Source organism: Massilia timonae, assembly GCF_001866515.1.
GTDB classification, from domain to species: domain Bacteria; phylum Pseudomonadota; class Gammaproteobacteria; order Burkholderiales; family Burkholderiaceae_D; genus Telluria; species Telluria timonae.
The window spans coordinates 5,575,367-5,601,684 of the sequence record NZ_JRYB01000001.1 but is presented as its reverse complement, the minus strand read 5'-3'; the positions used below and the strand labels follow the sequence as shown (position 1 = coordinate 5,601,684).

The 26,318-nt window shown below is 67.5% G+C and carries 28 protein-coding genes; 13 read left to right on the top strand and 15 right to left on the bottom strand.

What is annotated here, in order from left to right; translation table 11 throughout:
• The first annotated feature begins 25 nt into the window (after positions 1 to 25).
• The 4 genes from LO55_RS23880 to phbB all read left to right on the top strand — a co-directional run bounded on the left by LO55_RS23880 (position 26) and on the right by phbB (position 3,296).
• Complete coding sequence (locus LO55_RS23880) at positions 26 to 772, top strand: glutathione peroxidase (protein ID WP_005671320.1); 747 nt, start codon at positions 26 to 28, stop codon at positions 770 to 772.
• A gap of 2 nt (positions 773 to 774) precedes the next feature.
• The gene (locus LO55_RS23875; protein WP_071363379.1) at positions 775 to 1,662 is read left to right on the top strand and encodes a M90 family metallopeptidase; all 888 of its coding nucleotides are present in this window, start codon (positions 775 to 777) and stop codon (positions 1,660 to 1,662) included.
• Between the two features lie 156 nt (positions 1,663 to 1,818).
• Positions 1,819 to 2,373: a hypothetical protein gene (locus tag LO55_RS23870; RefSeq protein WP_071363378.1), complete on the top strand. Its 555-nt coding sequence runs from the start codon at positions 1,819 to 1,821 to the stop codon at positions 2,371 to 2,373.
• A 158-nt stretch (positions 2,374 to 2,531) separates the two neighbouring features.
• On the top strand, positions 2,532 to 3,296 hold the full coding sequence (gene phbB / locus LO55_RS23865) for an acetoacetyl-CoA reductase (protein WP_071363377.1): 765 nt from the start codon (positions 2,532 to 2,534) through the stop codon (positions 3,294 to 3,296).
• Positions 3,297 to 3,343: 47 nt separating this feature from the next.
• Here phbB and LO55_RS23860 read toward each other — a convergent pair whose 3' ends face one another.
• From LO55_RS23860 to LO55_RS23845, 4 genes are all read right to left on the bottom strand, one after another.
• Positions 3,344 to 3,952 (bottom strand): hypothetical protein, encoded by a 609-nt coding sequence (locus tag LO55_RS23860; protein ID WP_071363376.1) that lies wholly within the window; start codon positions 3,950 to 3,952, stop codon positions 3,344 to 3,346.
• 10 nt (positions 3,953 to 3,962) lie between these two features.
• On the bottom strand, positions 3,963 to 4,814 hold the full coding sequence (locus LO55_RS23855; RefSeq protein ID WP_005671312.1) for a hypothetical protein: 852 nt from the start codon (positions 4,812 to 4,814) through the stop codon (positions 3,963 to 3,965).
• A gap of 561 nt (positions 4,815 to 5,375) precedes the next feature.
• Positions 5,376 to 6,740, bottom strand: a complete 1,365-nt coding sequence (locus tag LO55_RS23850) for a DEAD/DEAH box helicase (protein ID WP_071363375.1) — start codon at positions 6,738 to 6,740, stop codon at positions 5,376 to 5,378.
• Positions 6,741 to 6,993: 253 nt separating this feature from the next.
• Positions 6,994 to 7,773, bottom strand: coding sequence for an inositol monophosphatase family protein (locus tag LO55_RS23845; RefSeq protein WP_040777633.1), 780 nt, complete (start codon positions 7,771 to 7,773; stop codon positions 6,994 to 6,996).
• A 182-nt stretch (positions 7,774 to 7,955) separates the two neighbouring features.
• Between LO55_RS23845 and LO55_RS23840 the strand changes: the two genes are divergently transcribed.
• The 7 genes from LO55_RS23840 (at position 7,956) to LO55_RS23810 (ending at position 14,229) form a co-directional block, all read left to right on the top strand.
• On the top strand, positions 7,956 to 8,717 hold the full coding sequence (locus tag LO55_RS23840; RefSeq protein WP_005669481.1) for an RNA methyltransferase: 762 nt from the start codon (positions 7,956 to 7,958) through the stop codon (positions 8,715 to 8,717).
• Positions 8,718 to 8,764: 47 nt separating this feature from the next.
• Positions 8,765 to 9,298: a hypothetical protein gene (locus LO55_RS23835; RefSeq protein ID WP_071363374.1), complete on the top strand. Its 534-nt coding sequence runs from the start codon at positions 8,765 to 8,767 to the stop codon at positions 9,296 to 9,298.
• On the top strand, positions 9,295 to 10,914 hold the full coding sequence (locus LO55_RS23830; protein ID WP_071363373.1) for a GMC family oxidoreductase: 1,620 nt from the start codon (positions 9,295 to 9,297) through the stop codon (positions 10,912 to 10,914). Before LO55_RS23835 ends, LO55_RS23830 begins: the two co-directional genes overlap by 4 nt.
• Complete coding sequence (locus tag LO55_RS23825; RefSeq protein ID WP_071363372.1) at positions 10,911 to 11,885, top strand: esterase/lipase family protein; 975 nt, start codon at positions 10,911 to 10,913, stop codon at positions 11,883 to 11,885. Before LO55_RS23830 ends, LO55_RS23825 begins: the two co-directional genes overlap by 4 nt.
• 75 nt (positions 11,886 to 11,960) lie before the next feature.
• Positions 11,961 to 12,830, top strand: coding sequence for a response regulator (locus LO55_RS23820; protein WP_071363371.1), 870 nt, complete (start codon positions 11,961 to 11,963; stop codon positions 12,828 to 12,830).
• Positions 12,831 to 12,920: 90 nt separating this feature from the next.
• Positions 12,921 to 13,616, top strand: a complete 696-nt coding sequence (locus tag LO55_RS23815) for a TetR/AcrR family transcriptional regulator (RefSeq protein WP_005669491.1) — start codon at positions 12,921 to 12,923, stop codon at positions 13,614 to 13,616.
• A gap of 10 nt (positions 13,617 to 13,626) precedes the next feature.
• Positions 13,627 to 14,229: an LOG family protein gene (locus LO55_RS23810; protein WP_071363370.1), complete on the top strand. Its 603-nt coding sequence runs from the start codon at positions 13,627 to 13,629 to the stop codon at positions 14,227 to 14,229.
• Here LO55_RS23810 and LO55_RS23805 read toward each other — a convergent pair.
• From LO55_RS23805 to LO55_RS23785, 5 genes are read right to left on the bottom strand one after another with little or no spacing between them, the layout of a single operon-like run.
• On the bottom strand, positions 14,181 to 14,798 hold the full coding sequence (locus LO55_RS23805; protein ID WP_071363369.1) for a YdcF family protein: 618 nt from the start codon (positions 14,796 to 14,798) through the stop codon (positions 14,181 to 14,183). The genes LO55_RS23810 and LO55_RS23805 overlap by 49 nt on opposite strands.
• Positions 14,799 to 14,841: 43 nt before the next feature.
• Positions 14,842 to 15,942 carry a diguanylate cyclase gene (locus LO55_RS23800; RefSeq protein ID WP_071363368.1) on the bottom strand — a complete coding sequence of 367 codons (1,101 nt, stop codon included), beginning with the start codon at positions 15,940 to 15,942 and terminating at the stop codon, positions 14,842 to 14,844.
• Positions 15,939 to 18,662 (bottom strand): bifunctional diguanylate cyclase/phosphodiesterase, encoded by a 2,724-nt coding sequence (locus LO55_RS23795; protein ID WP_071363367.1) that lies wholly within the window; start codon positions 18,660 to 18,662, stop codon positions 15,939 to 15,941. Before LO55_RS23795 ends, LO55_RS23800 begins: the two co-directional genes overlap by 4 nt.
• Positions 18,663 to 18,669: 7 nt before the next feature.
• Positions 18,670 to 19,122: a phosphate ABC transporter substrate-binding protein gene (locus LO55_RS23790; protein WP_071363366.1), complete on the bottom strand. Its 453-nt coding sequence runs from the start codon at positions 19,120 to 19,122 to the stop codon at positions 18,670 to 18,672.
• Positions 19,122 to 20,381, bottom strand: coding sequence for a hypothetical protein (locus LO55_RS23785; protein WP_071363365.1), 1,260 nt, complete (start codon positions 20,379 to 20,381; stop codon positions 19,122 to 19,124). The genes LO55_RS23790 and LO55_RS23785 overlap by 1 nt, the downstream gene beginning before the upstream one ends.
• A gap of 247 nt (positions 20,382 to 20,628) precedes the next feature.
• Between LO55_RS23785 and LO55_RS23780 the strand changes: the two genes are divergently transcribed.
• Entirely contained in the window at positions 20,629 to 21,021 is a 393-nt protein-coding gene (locus LO55_RS23780) for a hypothetical protein (protein ID WP_071363364.1), read from the top strand.
• Here LO55_RS23780 and LO55_RS23775 read toward each other — a convergent pair.
• From LO55_RS23775 to LO55_RS26100, 6 genes are all read right to left on the bottom strand, one after another.
• A complete protein-coding gene (locus LO55_RS23775) occupies positions 21,018 to 21,533 on the bottom strand; it encodes a M48 family metallopeptidase (protein WP_005669502.1) in 516 nt (171 codons plus the stop codon). The genes LO55_RS23780 and LO55_RS23775 overlap by 4 nt on opposite strands.
• A 79-nt stretch (positions 21,534 to 21,612) precedes the next feature.
• Complete coding sequence (locus LO55_RS23770; protein ID WP_218145995.1) at positions 21,613 to 21,969, bottom strand: KGG domain-containing protein; 357 nt, start codon at positions 21,967 to 21,969, stop codon at positions 21,613 to 21,615.
• Between the two features lie 151 nt (positions 21,970 to 22,120).
• On the bottom strand, positions 22,121 to 22,525 hold the full coding sequence (locus LO55_RS23765) for a phasin family protein (RefSeq protein WP_005669506.1): 405 nt from the start codon (positions 22,523 to 22,525) through the stop codon (positions 22,121 to 22,123).
• 71 nt (positions 22,526 to 22,596) lie between these two features.
• On the bottom strand, positions 22,597 to 23,628 hold the full coding sequence (locus LO55_RS23760; RefSeq protein ID WP_071363363.1) for an NADP-dependent oxidoreductase: 1,032 nt from the start codon (positions 23,626 to 23,628) through the stop codon (positions 22,597 to 22,599).
• A 9-nt stretch (positions 23,629 to 23,637) separates the two neighbouring features.
• Positions 23,638 to 24,987, bottom strand: coding sequence for an RNA-guided endonuclease InsQ/TnpB family protein (locus tag LO55_RS23755; RefSeq protein ID WP_071363362.1), 1,350 nt, complete (start codon positions 24,985 to 24,987; stop codon positions 23,638 to 23,640).
• Positions 24,959 to 25,600 (bottom strand): IS607 family transposase, encoded by a 642-nt coding sequence (locus LO55_RS26100; protein WP_083415540.1) that lies wholly within the window; start codon positions 25,598 to 25,600, stop codon positions 24,959 to 24,961. Before LO55_RS26100 ends, LO55_RS23755 begins: the two co-directional genes overlap by 29 nt.
• Before the next feature lie 168 nt (positions 25,601 to 25,768).
• Between LO55_RS26100 and LO55_RS23745 the strand changes: the two genes are divergently transcribed.
• Entirely contained in the window at positions 25,769 to 26,311 is a 543-nt protein-coding gene (locus tag LO55_RS23745) for a YaeQ family protein (protein WP_071363360.1), read from the top strand.
• Positions 26,312 to 26,318 lie beyond the last annotated feature (7 nt).

Here is a 26,318-nt window from a genome sequence, read left to right as displayed (position 1 = left end):
CAGGATCAACCAGATAGGAGTGACGATGTTACCGAGTGCCGAATCGCTGGAAGGCAAAGCAGTCCCGAACGTGGTCTTCAAGGCCAGGCCCGACGACCAATGGCGTGACCTCAGTTCCGACGAGCTGTTCAAGGGGCGCACGGTCGTCGTGTTTTCCCTGCCGGGCGCCTTCACGCCAACCTGTTCCTCGACCCATTTGCCGCGCTATAACGAACTGGCGCCGGTGCTGCGTTCGCATGGCGTGGACGACATCCTGTGCGTCTCGGTCAACGATGCCTTCGTGATGAACCAGTGGAAGGCTGGCCAGGACGCGGCCAACATCACCGTCATCCCGGATGGCAACGGCGACTTCACCGAAGGCATGGGCATGCTGGTCGACAAGCGCGAACTGGGCTTCGGCCGCCGTTCGTGGCGTTATTCGATGCTGGTGCGCGACGGCGTGATCGACAAAATCTTCATCGAGCCGGAGCGTGACGGCGACCCGTTCGAGGTATCGGACGCCGATACGATGCTGGCCTATCTGGCGCCGGATGCCGAAGTGCCGGAACCGGTCGTCATGTTCTCGCGTCCCGGCTGCCCCCATTGCGCCCGCGCCAAGCAGGCGCTGCGCGACAACGACATCCACTACACCGATATCTCCGAAGACCAGAAGATCAACACCATCGTCCTGCGCGGCGTCACCGGCCGCATGACCTGGCCGCAAGTCTTCGTCGGCGGCGAGCTGATCGGCGGCGCCGACGAGGTGCAGGCCTGGCTGGCCGGCAAGGCTTGACCATGGAAGCCATCGCAGCCGGCGCGCTGGGCCTGGCCGTGCTGGCCGCCTGGCTGTGGCCGAAGTGGCGCCTGCGGCAGGCGCTGGCGCGGCCCTTGCCGGCCTCGCATGCGGCCATCCTGGCGCGCAACCTCGCCCAGTATGGGGCGATGGACGAGGGGCAGCGCCGGCGCCTGCAGCGCATGGTCCAGCAATTTCTCTACGAGAAGAAATTCGTCGGCTGCGCCGGCCTGGACGTCACCGACGATATGCGGGTGACGATCGCGGGCCAGGCCTGCCTGCTGTTGCTGGGGCGGGTCGGGGATACGGGCAAGCCCGCCATCTATCCCACGCTGGACCTGATCCTGGTCTATCCCGGCGCCTTCCTGGTGCCGCGCAAGCAGGTCGACGTGTCCGGCGTGGTGACCGAGGAGCGCCAGGACTTGCTGGGCGAATCCTGGGGCGATGGCCGCGTGATCCTGTCCTGGGACCATGTGCGGCGCGCCGGCCATGCCGAATCGGCCGGCCACAACGTCGTGCTGCACGAATTCGCCCACCAGCTCGACAGCGAGTCGGGCAATACGAATGGCGCCCCCTACCTGGGTAGCAGCGAGCGCTACCGCAGCTGGTCCGAAGTGCTGTCGCGCGACTATGCCAACCTGCGCCAGGAGGCGATGTGGGGCACGCAGGGCGTGCTCGACCATTATGGCGCGACCAATCCGGCCGAGTTCTTCGCCGTGGCCACCGAGAGCTTCTTCGAGCAGCCGCACCAGCTGGCGGCGCAGCATCCGGCCCTGTACCAGGAATTCCTCAAGTATTACCGGATCGATCCACGTCAATGGCAGAGCGCTCCGCCGCCGCCGGCGCCGGAACCGCCGAGCTATGGGGTGGTCTATGGGCAGTGGCGCTAGCCGTGGCTGCGGGAGTGCTGTGTCGGTGGCAATGAGCAGCGTGCGATCGCGTACAGATCGGCGGGCGCGGCCCGCGTACGCTTGAGCTACTGTATTTGCCGCTTGGTCGCCACTTACTTGCCACTTACTTGCCACGTTAATGGGGAGGAATCGCCGATGTCCACCATCATCGCAGGACGTTTCCAGCTTCAGGACGAGGTCGACCGTGCGCGCGACGCCCTGGTCGACGCCGGATTCGATGCCGACCGCATCAGCGGGTTCTACCTGACCCAGCCTGGCCAGCACGATATGACGCCGATCGGCGGCGACCACATCCAGTCGCCCGGCGCCAAGGAAGCGCCCGAGGGCGTAGTGAAGGGCGTGGCCACCGGGGGCGCCGTCGGTATGGCCGTGGGCGCCGCCACCTCGCCCGTCACCGGGCCGCTGGGTCCGGTCGTCGGCGGGCTGGTGGGCGGCCACGTCGGCTCGCTGTTTAGCTTCAGCAAGATGAAAGAACGGGGCGAACCCGAAGAGGGCGGCGAGAACGCCGTGCCGCCGCGCCCGGCGGGCATGCTGGTGGCGGTCGCCTTCGACGATGCCGCGCTGCAGGCGCGCGCCGTCGACCTGCTGCGCCAGCTGGGCGCCCACCACATCGAGCGCGCCCAGGGCAATATCGTCGGCGGCGATTGGGCCGATTTCGATCCCAGCAGCAGGCCCGACGTCATCGCCTGAACCTTGCGGAGCGGCGCACGGCGTTTGCCGTGCTGCTCGTTGCACAGGGGCTTTGCCCCATTCACACTTGATCCTAATCAACAACCTACTGTTGTCATATCCCTACACTCGGATGCTCGCAGTCGCGCCATCGGCGCCAACGAGAAGAGGAGGACGACATGGCAGGAGACACGGTAGTACATGACAAGCGGGTAGCCCTGGTGACGGGGGCGATGGGCGGGCTGGGCACGGCGCTGTGTCGGCGCCTGCATGCAGATGGCTTCCTGGTGGCGGCGACCCATTCGCCGCAGAACGTGCGCCGCGACGCCTGGCTGGCCGGCCAGGAAGCGGACGGCGTCAAGGTGCGGGCCTATGAGCTCGATGTCTCCAACGGCAATGCCTGCGAGAACGTCGTGCACCGGGTGCTGGGCGACCTCGGCCGCATCGACGTCCTGGTGAACAACGCCGGCATCACGCGCGACCGCAGCATGCGCAAGATGAGCCAGGAAGACTGGCATACGGTGATGGGCACCAATCTCGACAGCGTGTTCAATATGACCCGGCCGGTGCTCGAGGCGATGATCGCGCAGCGCTGGGGACGCATCATCAATATCTCTTCGGTCAATGGCCAGCAAGGTGCTTTCGGCCAGGCCAATTACGCTGCGGCCAAGGCTGGCATGCATGGCTTCACCAAGTCACTGGCGCTGGAAATGGCGCGCCACGGCATCACGGTCAACACGGTCTCACCCGGCTACCTGGACACCGCCATGGTCGAGAAAGTGCCGCAGGATGTGCTGCGCGAGCGCATCCTGCCGCAGATTCCCGTCGGCAGGCTCGGCAAGCCGGCGGAAGTGGCGGGGCTGGTGGCTTATCTGGCGTCGGACCTGGCGGGGTATCTGACCGGCGCCAATATTGCCATCAATGGTGGGCAGCATATGTATTGAAGTCAGGGTGGCCGCTCGTGGCGGCCACCTTGGCCGGCTGCTGCGGATCAGGCCGCGGCCGTCGGCGGCGTGAGCGCATCGAGGGTGGTGCTGTGCAACTGGATTTTCTCGAGGGCCAGCACGATCGGCGTCGGGTGCCCGGTGGTGACGGCGCCGGCCAGGGACAGCAGGCCGCCGACGAGGCCGGTGACTTCGCCGATCACGCCGATGCGCCGGATCTTTTCGGCGGCCGCGGCGGTGAGGGCATTGAGCCGGCTTTGCGGCTGGTCCAGGCCCTGGATGACGAAGGCGGCGGCGTCGGCATACAAGGTGTTGGCGCGTTGGCGCAGCACCATTTCATCGTCCAATAAGCGGCGCATGGCGTCCTGCACCGGGGCGGGGACGCCGCGGTCGTCATAGCTGCGGATTTCGCGCAGGATGCGTTCGTGCAGGCGGTCGGCGATGGTCGACAGGCCATCGGCCAGTTCGACCACCTGCTGCATGCTGGACAGGCCGCCGCCGCCAGCACCGGGGGCAGTCTTGACGGCGTCGTTCCTGGCCTTGGCGGGCGGGGCGGCCTGGGCGCTGGCGGCGTTGGAGGCCTGGGGCGGCGTCGCGCCGTCGTGCGCGGCGCCCGCATCCGACGGGCCGGTCTTGTCGTGTGATGGATCCTGCATGACGTCCTCCTCAATCCCCGTTCAGCCCGTCGCGGATCGCGCGCAGGTCGCGCGCATAGTTGGCGAGCATGCGCCGCGTCTCGTCGCCTGTCAGCCTGTTCATGTTCTCGCGCATCTTCTGGTGGCCGAGCGCCACCTTGGTGAGTCCCTGCAGCGCCAGTTCATAGCGGCGGTCGATCAGCTTGTACTCGGTGGACTTGTTCAGGTAATGCACCTTGGCCAGGGTGACGAGCATGCGATCGGTATTGCGGTTCGAAAACGGCAGCTCCACATCGAAGATGCCGAGCACGGTCTTCTTTTCATTCTCGTTGGTCTTGTAATAGAGGCGGGTGAGCGAGATCATGGCATCGAGCAGCACCTGCACATCCGCATCGCCGTCGCGCACCATGGTCTCGACGCTGCGGTTCTGGTAACCCGAGGCGATCACGCGCGTGAGCAACCGGGTCATCCCCGTATACGCCGCCACATGCCGTTGCTGCAAGCCGGATTCGGCATTCGCCTTCAGTCCATTGCCCAGGTCATCGATCCGCTCCGACAAGTCGTAGCGCCCTTCGCCCGCGAGCAGGCTGAGCGTTTGCATGTACAGGACCAGCGTCTTCTGGATGGCGACGAAGTCGTCATAGACGGCGCGCCGCCGCACATCGTTCTCGCGCGCGATGCGTTCGGCCTGCGGCGACAGATAGGGCTGCTCACGCTCGTAGGTATCGCGATACCGCCGCGACAATTCCGCATATCCACCCAGCTTGGCCGAGGCGTCCGCGAATTCGCGCACCTCCTGCAAGCTGACCGACCCATGCGAAGCGCAGCCGCCGAGCAGCACGCCAAGCCCCAACACCAGCCCTACCGCAAGTCGACGCAGCATCGCGCATCCTCCCCGCCCGCCAGCCCGAAAACCCCATTCTTCCAAACCCGCACCTTCTCACATTGCCAATTATCAATTCCCCCTCGTAATCCCACCATCACCGCGCACAATGAGGGTCAGAGTCGAATTAAATGACAACTTCTAAAGTTATCAAACAATTCAACTCTGACCCTCATTGTTGAGTAAGTTACCGATGGAATGCCTGCCCCGACACTTCTCCACTAGTAAATTTGATCAGGGCTATTGGTCAATAATTCGACTCTGACCCTCATTAATGCGAAGGATGAAAATGATGTGGGGATAAGCTTTTAATGAAAACTGAGAGAAAAATTGGCGGGGTGAAGCGATATTTCGGAAAAGCGGGCAATTCAATAGATTCTGGAGAATAAATTAAAGAGGGTCAGAGTCGAATTAAATGACAACATTCGAAAGTTGTCACTTAATTCGACTCTGACCCTAATTATTGGGTAATAACTTGGATGAAACAAGTTGAGGGTTAAGTCGGCGAATTGGGTGGTGTGACAATCTTTCCCAATAATTCGACTCTGACCCTCGGTGGGATTAGCGGTCGCGGCGGACGGCGGAGGCGGGGCGGGGACCGCTGTGGCGCTTTGCGGCGGCGGCGGGGGCGCCGGTGCCGGGAGTGCGCGGTTTGCCGCCACCACTGCCGCCGCCACCACCACCGTGGCCACGGCCGCCGCCAGGACGGCCGCCGCGGTTCGCGTGGCCCGGGGCGCCGCTGCGCAGCTGGATCGGTTGCGGCTTGGCGTTCAGGTCGGGCTCGAAGCCAGGGATCACTGCGCGCGGCAGGGTCTGCTTGATCAGCTTCTCGATGTCCTTCAGCATCTGGTGCTCGTCCACGCAGACCAGCGACACCGCCTCGCCCGTCGCGCCCGCACGGCCGGTACGGCCGATACGGTGCACATAGTCTTCCGGCACGTTCGGCAGGTCATAGTTCACCACGTGCGGCAGCTGGTCGATGTCGATGCCGCGCGCCGCGATGTCGGTGGCCACCAGCACTTGCAGGCTGCCATCCTTGAATTCCGACAGCGCCTTGGTGCGCGCCGACTGGCTCTTGTTGCCGTGGATCGCCATCGCGCCGATGCCGTCCTTGCCCAACTGTTCCACCAGCTTGTTGGCGCCATGCTTGGTGCGCGTAAACACCAGCACCTGGTGCCAGTTGTTCGACTTGATCAGGTGCGCCAGCATCGGGTGCTTCTTGTCGCGGTCCACCGGGTGGATTTTCTGCGCGATCACTTCCACGGTCGAGTTGCGGCGTGCGACCTCGATCGATTGCGGATTGTTCAGCAGGCGGTCGGCAAGCGCCTTGATGTCGTCCGAGAAGGTGGCCGAGAACAGCAGGTTCTGGCGCTTCGGCGGCAGCAGGGCCAGCACCTTGCGAATGTCGTGGATGAAGCCCATGTCCAGCATGCGGTCGGCTTCGTCCAGGATCAGGATTTCGATCTTCGACAGGTCGACCGTGCCCTGGCCCGCATGGTCCAGCAGGCGGCCCGGGGTGGCGACCAGGATGTCGACGCCGTGCTTGAGCAGCTTGATCTGCGGATTGATGCCGACGCCGCCGAAGATCACGGCCGAATTCAGGTTCGTGTACTTGCCGTACAGGCGCACGCTTTCCTCGACCTGGGCCGCGAGTTCGCGGGTCGGGGTCAGCACCAGGGCGCGGATGGCGCGCGGCGCGGTCTTGTTGCGCTGGGCGGCGCCCACCGCGTCGTTCGACAGGCGGTGCAGGATCGGCAGGGTGAAGCCGGCGGTCTTGCCGGTGCCGGTCTGTGCGCCGGCCAGCAGGTCGCCGCCGTTCAGGACGGCGGGAATGGCCTGGCTCTGGATCGGCGTCGGGGCGGTATAACCTTGTTCGGTCACCGCGCGCACGATCGCGTCAGAGAGACCAAGTGAAGAGAATGACATAGATTTTTTCAGTAAAAAACGGCCCGTCGCCACAGTGGCGGCAAGTCCTGGAAATCGGGTTGATGCGGGCGCGCAATCAAGCGCTCGCCCGGACGCTGCCGCGCAAGCGGTCAGCAAGGATTATAGTGAAATTAGTTTCACCATAGAAAGTTTTTACGCCATTACTATGTAATGTTTTGTAAGACGCCTGGAAAAGCAAACGGGCCACTGGCAAGCGCAGCCTGCCAGTGGCCCGACTAGTACGGCCGTTATTTTACGCGAAAGGCGAAAGCAGCGGGACCAGCGCGCCGAAAACCTTCGGACCGGCGGCGATCACGTCGCCCTTGTTCAGGTATTCGGACTCGCCATTGAATTCGCCGACGATGCCGCCGGCCTCGGTCACCAGCAGGGCGCCGGCCGCGATATCCCAGACCTTGAGGCCTTTCTCGAAATAACCGTCGATGCGGCCGGCCGCGACGTTCGCCAGTTCCAGCGCCGCCGAACCGCCGCTGCGCACGCCGTGGCTGCGCGAGGCGACCACTTCGTACATGCGCAGGTATTCGGCCAGCGCGCGTGGGTCGGGACCGTGGCCGGCCGACAGCAGGGCGCGGCCGATGCGCTCGGTGCCGCGCACGCGGATGCGCTTGTCGTTCAGGTAGGCGCCGGCGCCCTTGGTCGCGGTGAACAGGTCGTTGCGGACCGGGTCGTAGACCAGGCCGTTGGTGATCACGCCGCGCTGCTTGAGCGCGATCGAGATGCAGTAGTTGGGATAGCCGTGCAGGAAGTTGGTGGTGCCATCGATCGGGTCGATGATCCACACGAATTCACTCTCGTCGTTCAGGTTGCCGGATGCGCCGCTTTCTTCCGCCAGGATGGCGTGGGTCGGATAAGCCTTGAGCAGGGTCTCAACGATCGCTTGTTCCGCCGCCTGGTCGACGTCGGTGACGAAATCGTTGTGTTGCTTCTCGGAGACGACGATGCGATCGATATCGAAGGACGCGCGGTTGATGACGGTGGCGGCGCGGCGGGCGGCCTTGATGGCCGTGTTGAGCATTGGGTGCATGGAGGCTTTTCCGTGAAAAACGCGAACGCCCACTCACGCACCTTGGGGCGTCGTGAACGATCAGCTATTGAAGAGTGATTAAAGAGCAGGGCAGTGCCGAAACGGCTACAATCGCGGGCTTGTTCCCGTTATCACAAAAAACCGTCCGCACTGCGCGATGGTCGCTATTGTAAATGAACCCGACCCAAACCGACACTTCTCTTTTCAATCGCCTTCGCTTCGTCCTGGTCGAGACCAGCCGCGCCGGCAACGTCGGCTCGGTGGCGCGCGCCATGAAGACGATGGGGTTCAGCGACCTGGTGCTGGTCGCCCCCAAGTGCGAGAACCCGCTGACCGACCCGGAAGCGGTGGCCTTCGCCAGCGGCGCCATCGACGTCCTGGGCCGGGCGCGCATCGTCGCCGACGTCCAGCAGGCGCTGGACGGCTGCAACTTCGCCGCCGCCGTCTCGGCCCGCCTGCGTGAATTCTCGCCGCCGGTCTGGGCCCCGCGCGCCTTCGCCGCCCACGCGGGCAGCCAGCCGGACCTGCGCCCGGCCATCGTGTTCGGCAACGAGCGGGTCGGTCTGCCGAACGGGATCGTCGAAGGCTGCAACGTCCTGATCAACATCCCGGCCAATCCCGATTACTCGTCGCTCAACCTGTCGCAGGCCGCCCAGGTGCTGGCCTATGAAGCGCGGCTGGCCGCGGTGGGCGACGGCGTCGAGGCGCGCGGCGTGGGCTTTCATGGCGAGAGCGCCAGCGTCACGCAGGTGGACGGCATGTACGCGCACCTGGAACAGGCCCTGGTGGCGATCGACTTCCTCGACGCCGACAACCCGAAGAAACTGATGCCGCGCCTGAAGCGCCTGTTCGCGCGCACCGGCCTCGAGACCGAAGAAGTCAACATCCTGCGCGGTATCGCCAGCGCGATCCTGAAGGCTAGGCCGCCTCGCTGAGCCGTATCGTCCCGGTCCCCGTCCGGCGCATGTCGTACACTAGGGCCATGGCGAATCTCCCCCGCACCTCTCGCAGGACCTTCCTGGCCGTGGGTGGCCTGGCCGCGCTGGCGCTGGGCGCCGGCGGCGCCTGGTACCGCGCCACGCACACACCGGCAGCGCACCGCTTCGCCCTCGACGGCGAGGCGCGCGCCGCGCTGCACGCGATCGCGCCGGCCATCCTCGACGGCGCGCTGGCCCACGATCCCGGCCGCCGCGCGCAGCAGCTGACGCGCGCCATCGACGCCGTCGAAGCCGCCATCCGCGGCCTGCCGCAAGCCACGCAAGAAGAAGTGCAGGATTTGTTCGGCTTGCTGGCCCTGCGCCCGGCGCGGCGCCTGCTCACCGGCGTGCCGACCGGCTGGGAGAGCGCCGACATTGCCCATGTCAGCGCCTTCCTGCAAGACTGGCGCGTGCACCGCCTTGGCATGATGCGCAGCGCCTACGGCGCGCTGCACGACCTGGTGCTGGGCGCCTGGTACGCCCAGCCGGCCAGCTGGGACGCCATCGGCTATCCCGGTCCGCCAGGGGTGCCGGCATGACGGCGCGCATTCCCGACCCGATCGAGGCTGGCGTCAAGCGCGGCTGGCGCACGCTCGACGCCTCGACGCTCGAGCACGACCGCACGCTGGAAGCCGACGTGGTCATCGTCGGCAGCGGCGCCGGCGGCGCCATCAGCGCCGAGATCCTGGCCAGATCGGGCCTGTCGGTGATCGTGGTGGAAGAGGGGCCCCTCAAATCCTCGCGCGATTTCCGGATGCGCGAAGCCGACGCCTATCCCGACCTGTACCAGGAATCGGCTGCGCGCAAGACGGCCGACAAGGCCATCAACATCCTGCAGGGCCGCGCCGTCGGCGGCTCGACCACGGTCAACTGGACCTCGAGCTTTCGCACGCCCGAACCGACCCTGGCCTGGTGGCGCCGCCACTACGCCCTGGACCACGCCACGCCGGACGAGCTGGCGCCATGGTTCGCCATGGCCGAGCGCCGCACCGGCGTGGTCGACTGGCTGGTCGGTCCGAACGAGAACAACGACATCCTGCGCCGCGGCGCGGCAAAGCTCGGGATTGCGAGCGCCGCCATCCGCCGCAACGTGCAGGGCTGCTGGAACCTGGGCTACTGCGGCATGGGCTGTCCGACCAATGCCAAGCAGTCGATGCTGGTCACCAGCATCCCGGCGGCGCTCGACCACGGCGCCACCCTGGTCACGCGCGCCCGCGCCGAGCGCCTGCGCCTGCGCGGCGAGCAGGCCGAGGAACTGGTCTGCGCCGCGCTCGGCGCGGACGGCGTGCTGCCGAACGGGCGCCAGCTGCGCCTGCGCGCGCGCCACTTCGTGGTCGCGGGCGGCGCCATCAACACCCCGGCGCTGCTGCTGCGCTCGCAGGCGCCCGATCCCAGCGGCCAGCTGGGCAAGCGCACCTTCCTGCACCCGACCTTGATCTCGGCCGCCTTCCACGAGAAGCGGGTCGAGGGCTGGGCCGGGGCGCCGCAGAGCGTGTACTCCGACCACTTCCTGTCGCAGGGCCCGATCGACGGCCCGATCGGCTACAAGCTCGAGACGCCGCCGTTGCACCCGCTGCTGGTGGCCACCATGATGAGCGGTTTCGGCGAGCAGCACGCGGCGACGATGCGCGACTTCGCCCACCTGGGAGGCATGCTGGCGCTGCTGCGCGACGGCTTCCATGACGAGTCGCCGGGCGGCGTGGTGCGCCTGCGCGCGGACGGCAGCGGCGAGCTCGATTACGGCTTGAACGACTACCTGTGGGATGGCGCGCGCCGCGCGCTGTTGTCGATGGCCGAGATCCAGTTCGCGGCCGGCGCCCGCGCCGTGCAGCCGGCGCACGAGAAGGCCCAGCGCTACCGTTCCTGGGCCGAGGCGCGGCGCGAGATCGCGGCCCTGCCGCAGCGCGCCCACGTCACGCGCGTGGTCTCGGCCCATGCGATGGGCGGCTGCGCCATGAGCGGCGACGAGCGCCGCGGCGCGGTCGATCCCGCCGGCCGTTACCGTGGATTGACGAACGTGTCGGTGCACGACGGCTCGCTGTTCCCGACCTCGCTCGGCGCCAATCCGCAACTGACCATCTACGCCATCACGGCGCGCCTGGCGAGCGGCCTGGCGGCCAGCCTGACGGGCCGCCCGGCGGCGGCGCTGGCATGAGCTCGCGCACCCTGCTGCGGCTGATCCTGCTGGCGCAGGCGCTGGCGGCGCTCGCCATCGGCGCGGCCGGCATGCGTTGGCTCGGGCTTGGCGGCTGGCAGGCCGCCGCGCTGGGGCTGGGCAGCGTGGCGCTGGTGCGCCTGCTGATCAATGCCAACAACTTCCTGCTGGCGGCGCGCGCCGCCAGCCCGACGCCGCCCGCGTTCAGGGTCGCGCCGGGCGCCGCCTTGCGCATGTTTTGGGAAGAGTTCAGCACCAGCATGCTGATGACCTCCTGGCACATGCCGCGCGCGCGGGCGTACACCCGCATCCATCCCGGCGGTGCGGCGCCGCCGGTGCTGCTGGTGCACGGCTACGGCTGCAACAGCGGCTACTGGGACCATCTGGCGCCGCTGCTGGATGCGGCGCGCATCAGCCACACCACGCTCGACCTGGAGCCGCTGACCGGCGACATCGACGGCTATGCCGCGCGCATCGAAGAGGCGGCGCAGCGGCTGTGCGCGCAGGCCGGCGCGGCGCAACTGGTCGTGGTCGCGCACAGCATGGGCGGGCTGGCGGCGCGCGCCTGGATGCGCACCCATGGCGCGCAGCGGGTGGCGCGCCTGGTCACGATCGGCACGCCGCACCACGGCACCTGCCTGGCCGCCTTTGGCCTGGGCATCAATGCGGGCCAGATGCGGCGCATGGGCGTGGCCGGGCCCGAATGCGCGTGGCTCGCCGCGCTCGCGGCTGGCGAAGCGCCCGAGGTGCGCGCGCGGATCGTCTCGATCTACAGCCACCACGACAACATCATCGCGCCGCAGGCCTCGAGCGAACTGCCGGGCGCGCGCAACCTGGCGCTGGGTGGCGTGGGCCACGTGGCGCTCGGCCGCAACCCGCGCGTGCTGGCCATGGTCATGCGCGAAATCGAGGCCTTGCGCAGCGACCGCGTGGCGCCTGCCGCGACGCACCATCGGCATGGCATCCCTTAGCTGGCTCACGACTGGCTCACGGCGTCGTCGCCGCGTGGTAAAGTGATCGCAACATCGCATTCCCGGAGCGCCATCGTGGCCCGTATCCTCATCATCGAAGACAACCCAGCGAATATCGAGCTGATGTCGTTCCTGCTCGGCGCCTATGGACACACGCCGCTTTCCGCCGCCGACGGCCCGCGTGGCGTGGCCGCCGCGCGCAGCGAGCGCCCCGACCTGATCGCCTGCGATGTCAACCTGCCCGGCATGGATGGCTTCGCCGTGCTCGCCGCGCTCAAGACCGAGCCTTCGCTGTCCGGCGTGCCGATCCTGGCCGTGACCGCGCTGGCGATGGCGGGCGACCGCGAAAAGGTGCTGGCCGCCGGCTTCGACGGCTACATCAGCAAGCCGATCGAACCGGAGAGCTTCGTCGCCGAGCTCGAAGCCTTCCTGGCTGCCGCGCCGGCCGCCGCGAGCGCGCCCGCATTGCAGCCCGCATCGCAGCCCACATCGCAGCCCACATCGCAGCCCGCGGCGGCGGCCCAGTCCGCGCCCGCGCCCAAGCCCGGCGCCGCGCCGGCGGAGCGCACGCTGCTGCTGGTCGACGACGACCGCTTCATGCTGGGCGTGCTGAACGACATGCTGGCCGGCCAGCCCTACCGCGTGCTGAGCGCCTGTTCGGGCGAAGAAGCGCTCGAGGTGCTCGACCACGAAGCGGTCGAGGTGATCCTGTGCGACCAGGCCATGCCCGGCATGCGCGGCACCGAAGTGCTGGCGCGCGCCGCCGAGCGTTATCCCAAGACCGTGCGCCTGATGCTGTCCGGCCAGCCCGACCTCACCGAGATCGAGGCGGCGATCGCCAGCGGCGTGGCCGACGACCACTACGTCAAGCCGCTGGGCGCGCGCACCCTGCGCGAACGGATCGACGAGGCCTTCCGCCTGCAGAGCCAGCGCGGCGCCGCCTGAACGGGGCGAGGCGATCGGGCCGATCGAAAGATTCATCGAACGACCGTTCGATGTTATCCTTGCGGGAATGCACTATTAACTCCGGCCTACATGCAACAAAAAGCCCCGCGCCGCACCCGTGAACGCATCCTCGAGCTCTCGCTCAAGCTGTTCAACGAGTTCGGCGAGCCCAATATCACGACGACCGTCATTGCCGAGGAGATGAATATCTCGCCCGGCAATCTGTATTACCATTTCCGCAACAAGGACGACATCGTCAATTCGATCTTCGTCCAGTTCGAAGCGGAGATCGAGCGCGTGCTCGCGGTGCCGGCCGGGCGTCGCTCGAACATGGAAGACGTGTGGCTGTACCTGCACCATATGTTCAAGCTGATCTGGCGCTACCGCTTCTTCTACCGCGACCTGAACGACCTGCTGTCGCGCAACCGCAAGCTCGAACTGCACTTCAAGGCCATCCACGCCCACAAGATCAAGGTCGCGCGCCAGCTGTGCGAAGACCTGCGCAGCGAAGGCTCGCTCGAGGCGTCCGACCAGCAGATCGGCGCGATGGCGACCAATATGGTGGTGGTGGCGACCTACTGGCTGTCGTTCGAGTACGTGCGCAATCCGCGCAAGTACAGCGAGCAGCAGGCGATCGCCGACGCGCTGGCGCGCGGCTGCTACCAGGTGCTGTCGATGGTCGGCCCCTACCTGCGCGGCGAGACCCGGGTGCTGTTCGAAAAGCTGTCCGACGACTATCTCCAAAAACTGTCGGCCGACGCCAAGCCGGGCGCCGACTTCTTCTGAGACTGACACGATGAAAACCCTGGCCGTGTATTGCGGCGCCGCGCATGGCGCCAACCCAATTTACGCCGACGCCGCGCGCGCCCTCGCGCGCGCCATGGTCGAGCACAATATCGCCCTGGTCTACGGCGGCGGCAAGGTCGGCCTGATGGGCGTGATCGCCGACGAGGTGCTGCGCCTGGGCGGCGAAGCCACCGGCGTGATCCCGCGCGCGCTGGTCGAGCGCGAGGTCGGCCACGCCGGCCTGACCCGCCTGTTCGTGGTCAAGGACATGCACGAGCGCAAGGCGATGATGTCGGACCTGTCGGAAGGCTTCATCGCCATGCCGGGCGGGATGGGCACCCTGGAAGAGCTGTTCGAGATGGTGACCTGGGCCCAGCTGGGCATCCATGCCAAGCCGATCGGCCTGCTGAACGTGAACGGCTTCTACGACGGCCTGCGCGCCTTCGTGCGCCACCAGGTGCAAGAAGGCTTCGTGCGGCCCGAGCACGAGGGCCTGATGGTGGCCGAGAGCGATCCCGATGAGCTGATCCGGCGCCTGCGCGCGGCGGCGCCGGCGCCCGCCGTTCAGGCGGCGGTCGAGGCCGACGCCGAGGCCAGGGGATTGCGCGGGTAGGCGCCGTAGCCGGCCAGTTCGCTCAGGAAGCCGCGCTCGAGATAGCCGGGAATCTTGTCGTACTCGGCCAGCACGCGGGCGCGGAACTCGGGGTGTTCATGCCAGCGCTCTGCCTCGACGCCGAAATGATTGACCGGGCAGCCCGACAGCGCCAGGCCAGGCCAATGGCGCTCCAGCGTCATCAGGTAGCGCCGCATGGCGCAAGCCTTGCCGATCGCCAGCACGCTGCGCACGCTCGCCAGGTCCAGCTGCGCGGCCAGCGCGGCGCGGCCGAGGAGCACGTTCTGTCCCGTATTGGTGGCGGCCGTTTCCAGCACCAGGGCCGCCCGTGGCATCCCCAGTTCGACCAGGCGCGCGCCGATCACCTCGGCCTCTGGCCGGGCGTCGCCGCGCGTGACGCCGCCCGACACCAGCAGCACGCGGAACATGCCGCGCTGCCACAGGTCGTGGGCGGCGAGGCAGAATTCTTCCACGCCATGGCGGGTGCCGAACAGGAAGCCGACGTCGCAGGCGCGCAGCGGCAGCTCGGGCATGACGTAGGCGGCGATGGCGGACAGGTCGGGGTGCATGCCCCGATTCTACCCCGACTTCAGCCCGTCCTTTGCGCGCAATTCAGGCCGCCTCGATCCGGTCGCGTCCCGCGGCCTTGGCCCGGTACAGCGCCTTGTCGGCGCGGCTGATCGCGTCGGTGAACGGCTCGCCGGCGCGCCGCTCGGCCAGGCCCGCCGAAAAACTGATGCGGCGCGCCGGATCGAGCCCATCGACCTGCAGCGCGTGCACGTGGTCGGCCATGCGCTCGAGCACCTGGCGCGCGTCGTGCGGCGCGGCGTCCGGCAGCAACAGCAGGAATTCCTCACCGCCCCAGCGCGCCAGCGTGTCGTTCGCGCGCAGCGCGCTGCGCGCGGCGCTGGCGAACTCGCGCAGCACGGCGTCGCCCAGCGCGTGGCCGTGGCGGTCGTTGACCTGCTTGAAGAAATCGATGTCGAGCAGGGCCACGCAGCTGCGCGCGCCGGGCGGCTGGCGCCGTTCCTCGGCGCTCAGGAGTTCGTTCATGTGGCGGCGGTTGGCCAGGGCGGTCAGCTCGTCGATCGTGGCCAGGGTGCGGATGGTTTCCAGGGCTTTTTCGAGTTCCTGCTTCTTGCGCTTCATGCGCCGGCGCAGCTTGGTCATCTCGCTCGACAGCAGGGCGGTGGACAGCAGCGCCGCCGCCAGGTAGCCGAAGCTCATCGCTTCCACCGCGGGCGGATGGCGCAGCGGGTCGGCGGCCTGCAGCCACCACATGACGGCGCCCATGCCGGCCAGCGCGACGGCGGACAGGAACATGGTCTGGCGCGGGCGCAGGGCGATGGCGCAGAAGGCGATGATCACCACCGTCATGCACAGCAGCGCGGCGCGCATCGGGCCCGCGATCGCATACGAGCCCATGCCGCAGCCGATCGCGAACAGCGACTGCAGCATCGCCAGCATCCCGGGCGCCAGGCGCAGCGCCGCGCTGAAGCGGATCAGCGCATAGAAGACCAGCGTGCCGCCGGCGGCGGCGCTGGCCAGCGCCAGGGCCGGCGCCTGCGGCGTGTGGCCGGCCGCCACCTGGCAGGCCAGCAGCAGGATCCCGGCCAGGTACAGCAAGCTGGTGGCGATCCAGTAGTTGAGCATGCGCCGCAGCGTGGGCTCGGCCCCGAGCAGGACGCTGGTGGTGTCGCGCACCGGCTTCATGGCGCGCTCCCGTGGCCGTCGGCCAGCAGGCGCGCCAGCGCTGGCGCGGGCAGCGGGCGGCTGAACAGATAGCCCTGCATCTCGTCGCAGTCGTTGGCGCGCAGGAAGTCGCGCTGCTGCTCGGTCTCGACGCCCTCGGCGATCACGCGCAGGTTCAGTTTGTGGCCGAGCGAGATCACGGCCAGCGCGATCGCCTGGTCGTCGGCGCGCTCGGCCAGGTCGGCCACGAACGACTTGTCGATCTTGAGGCGGCTGATCGGGAACGATTTCAGCGCCGACAGGCTCGAGTAACCGGTGCCGAAATCGTCGATCGAGAGCGACACGCCCATGGCCTTCAGCTCGCGCATCTTGTCCACCGAGCGGCCCAGGTCGCGCATGATCAGGCTTTCGGTCACCTCGACCTCGAGGCCTTCGGGCGGCAGGCCGCTCGCGCGCAGGGCGTCGGCGATGCGCTCGACCAGGCGCTTGTCCTCGAACTGGCGCGCCGAGACGTTGACCGACATGCTGACCGGCGGCAGGCCGGCGGCGCGCCAGGCGACGCTCTGGGCGCAGGCGGTGCGCAGCACCCATTCGCCGATCGGGACGATCAGGCCGCTCTCTTCGGCCAGGCCGATGAAGCGCTCGGGCGAGACCTGGCCCTGTTCCGGATGGCGCCAGCGGATCAGCGCCTCGACGCCGAACAGGCGTCCCGTGCGCAGGTCGACCTTGGGCTGGTACAGCAGCTCGAACTGGCAGGGGCCGGCGTGATCGTCGGCGCAGGTGTCGAGCGCGTCGCGCAAGCCTTCCAGCAGCACCAGCTTCTCGTCGATGCTGGCGTTCATCTCGCTGGCGTAGAACTGGACGTTGTCGTTGCCCAGCTCCTTGGCGCGGTACATGGCGACGTCGGCGTGCATCATGAGGGCGTTGGCGTCGGCGCCGTCGCGCGGATAGAAGGTCACGCCGATGCTGCAGCTGACCTGCACTTCCTGGCCCTCGACCAGCACCGGCTCGGTGACCGCCTGGCGCACCCGTTCCAGCAGCGGCGCGATGGACGCCGGCTCGCCCGCCAGGGCCGGCAGCAGGATCACGAACTCGTCGCCGCCGAAGCGCGCCAGCGTGTCGCCCGCGCCCAGGCAGCGCGCCATGCGCGCGCCGACCACCTTCAGCAGGGCGTCGCCGGCGTTGTGGCCGAGGGCGTCGTTGACCAGCTTGAAGCCGTCGAGGTCGATGAAGGCCAGGCCCACCGCGCCGCCGTCGCTGGCGGCGGCGCCGATCGCCTGGTCCAGGCGCTCGCGCAGCAGGCTGCGGTTGGGCAGGCCGGTCAGGTCGTCATGGTGGGCCAGGTGGCGGATGCGTCCCTCGGCCAGCTTGCGTTCGGTGATGTCGCGCACGATCACCACCACGCCGCCCTCGACCGCGACCGCCTGGCGGTACAGCCAGCGCTCTCCTTGCGGCAGCGCGCGCGCCAGCCATTCGGTTTCGTGCGTGACGCCGCTCAGCGCCACCGCGGCCAGGTCGACGAAGATGCCGGCGCTGAAGGCCCCGGGCAGCATCACCGACATGCGCTGGCCGGCGAGTTGCTCCTTGCCGAGGCCGGTGAGCTGCTCGGCGCGGCTGTTGGTGGTGACGATGGTGAAGTCGGCCACGCGTCCGCGCGGATCCATGATGCTGCGCAGGACGAAGAAGGCGTCCGGGCTGGCCTCGGACGCGGCGGCATAGGTTTCGTGGGCCTGGCGCTCGCGCCGGCGCGCCTTGGCCAGCTGCCAGGACCAGGCGCTGACCAGGATCACCACGGCCACCAGCAGGGCGCTGCCGGCGCCGGCGCCCAGCAGCCAGGCGCGCCGCTGCTGGCGAAAGCGCGCCATCTGTTCGCTTTCCGACAGGCCGGCCACCGCCAGCAGCGGAAAGCCGCCCAGCGGCCGGCTGCTGGTGTAGCGCGTCTCGCCATCGATGCGGCTGGCGCGCAGGCCGACCATGTCGGTGGGGCCGTGAGAATAGGACTGGCCCCAGGAGACCTGTTCGCCGACGCGCAGCGCGCGCACCACGCCATCGTTGCCGACCAGGCCGAGCAGGCCGCGTTCGCCCTGGCGCGAGCGTTCGTACGAGCTGGTGAAATAGGCCGGGTCGACCGCGACCACGGCCACGCCGGCGAAGCGGCCGGCGGCGTCGTCGATGCGGCGCGTGAAATGCAGGTGCGGCTCGGCGGCGCCGGGATGGGTGATGGCCTGGCTCACATAGGGCTGGTCGTGCCGGTTGTGGCGGTGGAATTCGAAGTAGCTGGCGCCGGCCAGGTCGTGCGGTCCGACGACCGGATTGCTGGCCACCACGCGCCCGTGGCTGTCGGTGATCTCGACCTGGAACACCAGGCCGGGCGGCAGCAGGCCCTTGGCCGCCAGCGCCGGCAGCGCGCCGGCCGGGCCGTTCTGCTCGACCGCGTATTTCAGCACGCGCAGGGTCTGGTCGATATTGCTCAGGCTGCGCGCCATCTGCGCCTCGTAGGTGTCGAGCAGCTCGTGGGTGGCGTCGCGCGCGGCGGCGGCGGCGGCGCGGCGCTCGGCCTCGATCACGTGCAGGGTGCCGAACCACATGGCGCCGAGCAGGCACAGGGCGAACAGCGGCAGCGAGATGTGGGTCTCGAGCGCGAGGGCGAGCCAGCGCGCGGGCGCGCCGCGCCGCGCCTGCGCGCGCGGAGCGGCAGATGCAGCCGGCGCGGCCGGCGTGGTGGAGGCGAGCGTGTTCATCGCAACCTCACGGCAGCACCAGCACGGCGCGCACCGAGGCGTCGAGCGCATCGCGCCCGATATAGCCGATCATCGCCGGATTCTCGGCCACCAGGCGGCGCACGCCGGCGTCGCCGGTGGCTTCGCGCGGGGGCTGGCCGCGGCCGGTGAACACCATCTTCGACCAGTGCGCCTTGAGCAGGGCCGGCGTCTTGCCGGTGAGTTCGCGGTAGAAGCTGTCGCGCTGCGACGCGCCCAGCTGCTGGTCGACGGCGACCGCCTGGGTGCCGTCCGGGAAGCGGCTGGCATGGCCGAGGAAGATCGCGGCCACCTGGTCGGCATTGATGGCCGCCACCTGGCTGCGGCTGGAGACCACCACGACCAGTTCGGCCGACGCGTTGGCGCAGGCCAGGCCGAGGACGAGGCCGAGGGTGGCGGGCAGGCGCCGCCAGGACGGCAGGGAGCGGGAAAGCGCGCGCATCAGAACACGAAGTCCATGGCCACGCTGCCGACGTGCAGCGCGCGGTCGGGACGCAGGTCGGGCTGGTTGTTGATCAGGGTGCCGCGCGAGCCTTCGCGCGGACGCACCCGGTCGAGCTGCAGCTTGAGCGCGATATTGGTCGCCGCATCCCAGCGCAGGCCGGCGCTCCAGGTGGACTGCACCGGGATCGTCGCCAGGAAGCCGTTCAGGCCGGCGTTGATCTGGTCGGCTGCGGCGGCCAGTGAAGGCGGCAGGCCATCCAGCGGCAGGCCGGGGTCGCGGGTCGGGACGTCGGCGCGCACCTGGGCGTAACCGGCGTAGGGCGTCAGCGTCCCGCGGCGCAGGCCCGCGCCGACATACATCGAGGTGCCGCCGCCCAGCAGCGAATCGGTGCGGGTGCGCCCGCACTCGGCCGTCACGAACCAGGCGCCCGGATCGACGCTCATGCCGATGCTGACCATGGAGACGCGCTTGTTCCTGATCTCGTAGCGGTCGGCCAGCGCGTCGCCGGCCGGCCCGAAGCCGCGCAGCACCGCGAACAGGTCTTCTCCGATGGCGGTGTTCAGGCGCCCGCTGGCGGCCGACAGGCGCGCGCTGAGGGCGCCGCGTTCGATGCTGTGCGACAGGCCGACGATGTCCTCGGCCTTGATGCGCAGCCCATTGCGCAGGTCATGGCCGGTGCGGCCGGCGAATACCTGGGTGGCGTGCAGCACCGGGCCGGTGCTCCAGCGCCAGGTGGCGTCGAGGCCGTCGCTGCTGGAGATCGGCAGGGAGCCGTAGACTTCGACCGGGGTGCGCACCCAGGGGATCGTGTAGCCGACCTTGCGCGACTCGGCGCCGAGGAAGACGGGCAGGGCGATGCGGCCGGCGCGCACGGCCAGGTCGGGCGTGAGCTGGTATTTCACATTCGCCCATTCGAGCTGGGGCGTATAGCTGCCGTCCAGCCGCTGCTCGCTGATCACCTGCAGCACGCCCGACCAGGCGCCACGATTGACGTCGAGCTGGGCGCCGAGGCGGCTGTCGACGTCCGGACTCCAGGCCCGCGTATGACCGGCGCCATGGGCGCGCAGCACCGAGGCGGTGAAGTCGGCGCTGCGCGAGTTTGAATACACCGCGCCCAGCGTGCCGAAGCCGGACAGCCTCCATACGGGCGCGGCCGGCTCGCCCGGCGCGTCGGCGCCGCAGGCAGGGGAGGACAGGAAAGCGAGCGCGCACGTAGCGAACGCGGCGGACAGGCGCTTGGTATGTTGCTGAACCATGTGATATGAGTGACCGGAGGCGGGGGAAGGCCTCGGGATGCGGCATTTCCGAGTGTGATGACTGTATCGGAGCCGGTTCGCGAAGTCGAGTGACCGGCGGTTAGAAATGTGCTTGGACGAAACGTTCGTTGTTGCAAGGCAACGATGGCGATCGGCTGCGTTCGCTGGGGTCATCAGGAATGCATGCTGTCTAAAAACGAGCTACGATGACAGGATGGCATGTCGCCACGCTTTCCTGAAGGTTGGTATGAAACGTCTATCGATCATCCTCGCAACCCTGGTCGTGACCGCATCCGCGGCGACACCGGCGCTGGCCGCGGACGAGGCGTTCTGCACCTCGATGTGCGCCTCCGAGCAGCGCGAATGCCGCGCCAGCGCCCAGGCGTTGCCGCTGGAGCAGCGGCTGACCGGGTCGACTGCGGACTACCGCAACCCGTTGGCGCGCACCGCTCAGGGCGCGGTGCCGGGCCAGGCGACCCGCGCGCTCGATGCCGCCGGCGACAACGGGCGCCGGATGGCGCGCCTTGGCGCCTGCGACACGGCGCTCCAGCGCTGCACGCGCAGTTGCGCCGCGCAGCCGGATGGCGCGCAGAGGTCGCCGCTGCGGCAGCCGCCGGTGTCGCCAGCGCAGTCGAGCTAGTCGCCGCTCCACAAGCGCTCGCCGGACAGGTCGAGCCAGGTCAGGTACAGGCGCACGTCGAACTCGAGCTGGTGGTAGTCCGGCTCCATCCAGCAGCACAATTTGTAGAACGCCTTGTCGTGTTCTTTTTCTTTCAGGTGCGCCAGTTCGTGCACGGCGATCATGCGCAGGAAAGGCAGCGGCGCGTCGCGGAACAGGCTGGCGATGCGGATCTCGTGCTTGGCCTTCAGGCGCGAACCCTGGACCCGCGAAATGGCGGTGTGCAGGCCCAGCGCGTGCTGGATCACCTGGATCTTGCTGTCGAAAGCGACTTTCGAGACCGGCGCGGCCTGGCGCAGGTAATCGTCCTTGAGATCTTGCACATAGTCGTACAGGGCGCGGTCGGTGCGGATGCCGTGCGGCTCGGGATAGCGCCTGCGCAAGGTGTCGCCAAGGCGGTTCTGTTCGATCAGCCCGCTGACCTGGGCTTGCAGGGTGTCCGGGTAGGCGGTCAGGTATTTCAGGGTAGGCATAAGCCCGGCAATGTACCACAGGGGCAGGCCCGTCGCTTGGGCCGCGCCGGGACCGCCCCGTAGTCGACTGCCAGCCGCGCTAGCTTTCTTCTCCCTGGCGATTGCCCTTTTGCGACGCGGCAGCCGCGGCCGCCGCGGCGGCCGCCGCGCGCTGGGCCGATTGCCGGCTTTCGCCGCCCTTGCGGCCGATGTCGGCCATATGGGCCCGGTTGCGGCTCACGGCCTCGCCGCCCTTCTGGCCGGCGCGGCGCGCTTCTTCGGAATCGAATTCGTGCGCCGTGCCTTTCTGGTGGGCCGCCTGGCCCCCCTTGCTGGCGATCTCGCGCTGCTGGTTCTGGTCCATCGCCGCGAAGCCGCGCTTGGCGGGCGGCCCGCTCTTCTGGGCACTGCCCTGACTGCTGCTGCTCTTTCCTCCGTTCTCCTTGCTGGTCGCCATGTCGATCTCCTTGTGCCCGTGGGGCTGTCAGTTGTAGAGGCCGTACGTTATGCATGAACGCACTTGGAGCCATCTCAGGCTGCGCTCGTGCGTTTAGAGAAACGTGGTGAGCGTTAGTTCCGCCCCGTCGCCATACGGCGTGCCGGCCCGCTCAGGCGGCGCGTTTCGCGGGCGCCGGGGCCAGCGCGGCCGCGTGGCCGAGGCCGGTCTGGGCCTCGGCCATCACGCCCATCAGGCCCTGCTGCCACGCGCGCACGTGTTCGCCCAGCGGCTGCCAGCCGCGCATCGCGGTGGGGGCGAGTTGCAGGGGATCGGTGCAGGCGGCGAGCTGGCGGCCGGTGTCGAGCGCGGTCTCGACGAAGTGGCGCGCCATCTGCAGGTTCAGGTCGGTCAGGCGCGCCAGCATTTCATGGCTGCGCTGCGACAGCGTGGCCAGCAGGCTTGCCTGCGCGCCCAGCTGCGCGGCCAGTTGCGTATTCAGCGGCGTGCCCGCCTGCGTGCCGAACTGGTCCTGCAGCGCCGGGTTGGCGAAGAAACTTTCGAAAGGTGACAGCATGGCCGGCTCCATGGAGGAAGGGCTGAGCGCCCGGACCTGTACGACCATGAAACCGGCAACAAAGTTCGAAGCTAGGCGTCCGCCACTTTCAGCACCAGCTTGCCGAGGTTGCGGCCTTCGAACAGCATCAGGAGCGCTTGCGGGAACTGCTCGAAGCCATCGACCACGTGTTCATGGCTCTGGATCGCGCCCGTCTTGAGCCATTCGCCGAGCTGGGCCACGGCCTCGGGATAGCGCGCCGCGTAGTCGAACACGATCATGCCTTCCATGCGCGCGCGGTTGACCAGCAGCGCCAGGTAGTTGGCCGGACCCTTGACCGGCTCCGTCACGTTGTACTGCGAGATCGCGCCGCAGATCACGATGCGCGCCTTCATGTTGATGCGGGTGAGGACGGTGTCGAGGATGTCGCCGCCGACATTGTCGAAATAGACGTCGACGCCCTGCGGGCAATGCTGCTTGAGCGCGGCGCCGACCTGGCCGGCCTTGTAGTCGATGCAGGCGTCGAAGCCGAGGCGGTCGACGACGAAGGCGCATTTATCAAACCCGCCGGCGATGCCGACCACGCGGCAGCCCATCTGCTTCGCAACCTGGCCCACGGTCATGCCGACCGCGCCGGCCGCGCCCGACACCACCACCGTCTCGCCGGCCTTGGCCTGGCCGACTTCGCGCAGGCCGAAGTACGCCGTCATGCCGGGCATGCCCAGCAGGTTCAGCCAGGCCGTCAGGGGTCCCACGTGCGGATCGATCCTGGCCAGGTTGGCGGTCTTGTCGTCGGCCGGGCCGGACCAGTAGCGCTGCACGCCGGTACCGCCCATCACGTAATCGCCCACCTTGAAGCGGGCCGAGCGCGATGCTACCACCACGCCGACGCCGCCGGCGCGCATGACTTCGCCGATCGCCACCGGACGGATATACGATTTGCCTTCGTTCATCCAGCCGCGCATGGCGGGGTCGAGCGACAGGTACAGGACCTTGACCACGACCTCGCCTTCGCCCGGGTCAAGCACGGCCTGTTCGTGGAACTGCCAGTCTTCGCGCCTGGGCAGCCCGACCGGGCGGGCGGCGAGCAGGAACTGCTGGTTCGGAGGGAAAGCATTGGTCATCGCGGTCTGCTATCGAAAAGGTGCACACAAGTGTACACCGTTCTCTTCCTGCCCCGAGCCGTCCTGTTGACCGTACTCGTACCTGACAGGCGTGACTTTCCCGCCTGCCGCCGGAACCAATCCAGCGGCAGTGCCATACGTTGCCGCATGACTCGCCTCGGGTAGCGCCGTTCTCGCCACAAGGGCGCCGGTGGCGAGCCGTTGCAGATTGATTGCGGCGTTCACGTCACGGTCGTGACGGGCGCCGCAGATGCAAGTCCAGTGACGCTCACCGAGTTTCAACCCGGTGTAGTGCGCGCCGCATATCGAGCACAATTTGCTGGACGGATACCAGCGATCCGCCAGCACCAATAACGTGTTGTAGCGTTGTGCCTTGTACTGGAGCTGACGCCGGATCTCGTAAAACCCAACGTCGGCGATCGCACGCGCCAGCCGATGGTTGGCCAGCATGCCGCTCACGTTCAAGTCCTCGATCGCTATCGCTTGGTTTTCGCGGCACAGTCGAGTCGTGAGCTTATGGATGAAATCGGTGCGTACGTGGGTGATGTGCGCATGCAGGCGCGCCAGTGCATGGGCATCTTTTTTTCGGTTGCGCGACACCGGCAGGCGCACACCTTTCGGGATCGTGCCCGTGATCCCGGCACTGGCCTTCTCAGCCTTCAGCTTGCGCGCGTGGCGGCGCGAGCGGATGCGCAGGCGCCGCTGGCTTGCGCGTAGCGGCCGTGGGGCCGCTATCTTCTCGCCGTTGGACAGAACGGCCGCGGCGCTCACGCCAAGATCGACCCCAACCACGCCATCGCCCTGGCGCTGCAAGCGGACCAGTTGTTCCGGTAGTTTGACCTGCACGGCCAGATACCAATGGTCGGCTTCGCGTGATACGCAGGCGCCCATGATCTTGCCGGGGAGCCGCAGAACCTCGGCCAGCAAAACCTCGCCGATTTTTGGCAGCACGGCGCACTTGCCCTCAAAACGAATCTTGTCGTTGGCAATATAAAACGAATCCCGGCAGCGGCCTTTTCGTTTAAACGTCGGTGGATAGGCTTTCTTGCCGGCTTGCTGTTGCTCGACGTAGCGACGCCAAGCTCGCTGAAGATGCGCGAAAGGCTGTGCATGCGCATCGCGGTGGATTGTTCGCAACCACGGTTTGCTTTCGGCATCGAGCCAGTCCGGGTGGGTATACTTGATGCCATTGAACTGCTTCTTGAGTTTCATGGCATCTGGCCGCTGGCCCAGCGCGGTTTGCCGCTGCCACTCGGCCAGCGCCCAGTTCCAGACCTTGCGCGCGGTCCCTGCCGCACGTGCGAAATAGTCGCGCTGCTCGGATGTGGCTTCAAGCCGGATGCGATGTGACAGCAGCATTGCGCGCGTCCTTGTTCAATGCAACATCCAACTGGCGGCGATAGTTGCGTAGTCCGTACAATCGACTTGAGAAGCAATGCACGATGGTCATCATGTCTTGCACTATCTCCTGTTCAGGGGACAAGCGCTCCTGATTCAGTACAAGCAGCTCGCAGCCATGTTCGTGCGCTATGTGCTCAAACCATTCGTACCCGAAGCGCGTCAGGCGATCCCGGTGCGCGAGCACCAGGGTGCGCACCTCGCCTCGCCCGAGCGCGTCGGTCAGGTCCAGCAAGCGGGGACGCTTGAAATTGAGCCCGCCGCCGATCTCTTCGATGAACTCGACGTTCGCCAACCCACGGGCTGTGCAGAATTCTTCCAGAACCCGGCGCTGATTGCGTAAGTCAGGCTTTTGCGTGGCGCTCGACACCCTGCAGTAAGCGATGATCCGGTGTGGAAGCGGGCGTGACTGCAATCCGATCCGCTCAGCGATCTGCGTTTCGCTATAGAGGCGCAGGCCAGTTGGGCTACGCGTCAATGGAGAGAACGTGCCACAGCGATCCCAGCGTTGCAACGTCTTGGGTGTCACGCCAAGCCGGCGCGCCGCCGCTCCGGTCTTTAGCATCATTTCCATGGTGTTCTCTCATGTACGCTTACGTAGATTCAGACACCGGAATTGTGACTAGAGTTCCGCTCCATGTTCAACAAGACGGCCAGTCTAGCCCGGCAGGGAACCCGGCAGTCGCCGCGCATGCGACAATAGCGGGTTTTCATCCTCCAGCACACACAAGCGCACGCAACAATGGCTCTCAAAGCGACCATCTACAAGGCCGACCTGTCGATCGCCGACATGGACCGGAACTACTATCAGGAACACAGCCTGACCATCGCCCGGCATCCGTCCGAAACCGATGAACGCGTGATGATCCGCCTGCTGGCCTTCGCCCTGCACGCCGATCCGGCGCTCGCCTATGGCAAGGATTTGTTCGACGTCGAGGAGCCGGCGCTGTGGCTGAAGGACCTGACCGGCGCCATCCAGACGTGGATCGAGGTCGGCCAGCCGGACGAGAAGCGCCTGCTGAAGGCGGCCGGCCGCGCCGAGAAGGTGGTGGTGTACAGCTATAGCGCGACCAGCAGCATCTGGTTCAAGGGCCTGGCCAACAAGATCGAGCGCGCCAGGAATGTCAGCGTGATCAACATCCCCTCTTCGACGAGCGCGCAACTGGAAAAGATGGCGCAGCGCTCGATGCAGCTGCAGTGCACGATCCAGGACGGCCAGGTGTGGCTGACCGACGGCACGGACACGGTGCAGGTCGAGCGCGAAGTGCTGCGCGGCGCCCTGTAAGCGCCGC

Coding starts and splice junctions, on each gene's coding strand:
- LO55_RS23815 (WP_005669491.1), top strand. CDS start 12,921: ATGCAACAAAAAGCCCCGCGCCGCACCCGTGAACGCATCCTCGAGCTC.
- LO55_RS23790 (WP_071363366.1), bottom strand. CDS start 19,122: ATGCGCGCGCTTTCCCGCTCCCTGCCGTCCTGGCGGCGCCTGCCCGCC.
- LO55_RS23770 (WP_218145995.1), bottom strand. CDS start 21,969: ATGGCGACCAGCAAGGAGAACGGAGGAAAGAGCAGCAGCAGTCAGGGC.
- LO55_RS26100 (WP_083415540.1), bottom strand. CDS start 25,600: ATGGAAATGATGCTAAAGACCGGAGCGGCGGCGCGCCGGCTTGGCGTG.
- LO55_RS23775 (WP_005669502.1), bottom strand. CDS start 21,533: ATGCCTACCCTGAAATACCTGACCGCCTACCCGGACACCCTGCAAGCC.
- LO55_RS23745 (WP_071363360.1), top strand. CDS start 25,769: ATGGCTCTCAAAGCGACCATCTACAAGGCCGACCTGTCGATCGCCGAC.
- LO55_RS23840 (WP_005669481.1), top strand. CDS start 7,956: ATGAACCCGACCCAAACCGACACTTCTCTTTTCAATCGCCTTCGCTTC.
- LO55_RS23855 (WP_005671312.1), bottom strand. CDS start 4,814: ATGCTGCGTCGACTTGCGGTAGGGCTGGTGTTGGGGCTTGGCGTGCTG.
- LO55_RS23835 (WP_071363374.1), top strand. CDS start 8,765: ATGGCGAATCTCCCCCGCACCTCTCGCAGGACCTTCCTGGCCGTGGGT.
- LO55_RS23830 (WP_071363373.1), top strand. CDS start 9,295: ATGACGGCGCGCATTCCCGACCCGATCGAGGCTGGCGTCAAGCGCGGC.
- LO55_RS23765 (WP_005669506.1), bottom strand. CDS start 22,525: ATGCTGTCACCTTTCGAAAGTTTCTTCGCCAACCCGGCGCTGCAGGAC.
- LO55_RS23870 (WP_071363378.1), top strand. CDS start 1,819: ATGTCCACCATCATCGCAGGACGTTTCCAGCTTCAGGACGAGGTCGAC.
- phbB (WP_071363377.1), top strand. CDS start 2,532: ATGGCAGGAGACACGGTAGTACATGACAAGCGGGTAGCCCTGGTGACG.
- LO55_RS23825 (WP_071363372.1), top strand. CDS start 10,911: ATGAGCTCGCGCACCCTGCTGCGGCTGATCCTGCTGGCGCAGGCGCTG.
- LO55_RS23785 (WP_071363365.1), bottom strand. CDS start 20,381: ATGGTTCAGCAACATACCAAGCGCCTGTCCGCCGCGTTCGCTACGTGC.
- LO55_RS23760 (WP_071363363.1), bottom strand. CDS start 23,628: ATGACCAATGCTTTCCCTCCGAACCAGCAGTTCCTGCTCGCCGCCCGC.
- LO55_RS23780 (WP_071363364.1), top strand. CDS start 20,629: ATGAAACGTCTATCGATCATCCTCGCAACCCTGGTCGTGACCGCATCC.
- LO55_RS23850 (WP_071363375.1), bottom strand. CDS start 6,740: ATGTCATTCTCTTCACTTGGTCTCTCTGACGCGATCGTGCGCGCGGTG.
- LO55_RS23800 (WP_071363368.1), bottom strand. CDS start 15,942: ATGAAGCCGGTGCGCGACACCACCAGCGTCCTGCTCGGGGCCGAGCCC.
- LO55_RS23845 (WP_040777633.1), bottom strand. CDS start 7,773: ATGCTCAACACGGCCATCAAGGCCGCCCGCCGCGCCGCCACCGTCATC.
- LO55_RS23795 (WP_071363367.1), bottom strand. CDS start 18,662: ATGAACACGCTCGCCTCCACCACGCCGGCCGCGCCGGCTGCATCTGCC.
- LO55_RS23860 (WP_071363376.1), bottom strand. CDS start 3,952: ATGCAGGATCCATCACACGACAAGACCGGCCCGTCGGATGCGGGCGCC.
- LO55_RS23810 (WP_071363370.1), top strand. CDS start 13,627: ATGAAAACCCTGGCCGTGTATTGCGGCGCCGCGCATGGCGCCAACCCA.
- LO55_RS23880 (WP_005671320.1), top strand. CDS start 26: ATGTTACCGAGTGCCGAATCGCTGGAAGGCAAAGCAGTCCCGAACGTG.
- LO55_RS23755 (WP_071363362.1), bottom strand. CDS start 24,987: ATGCTGCTGTCACATCGCATCCGGCTTGAAGCCACATCCGAGCAGCGC.
- LO55_RS23875 (WP_071363379.1), top strand. CDS start 775: ATGGAAGCCATCGCAGCCGGCGCGCTGGGCCTGGCCGTGCTGGCCGCC.
- LO55_RS23805 (WP_071363369.1), bottom strand. CDS start 14,798: ATGCACCCCGACCTGTCCGCCATCGCCGCCTACGTCATGCCCGAGCTG.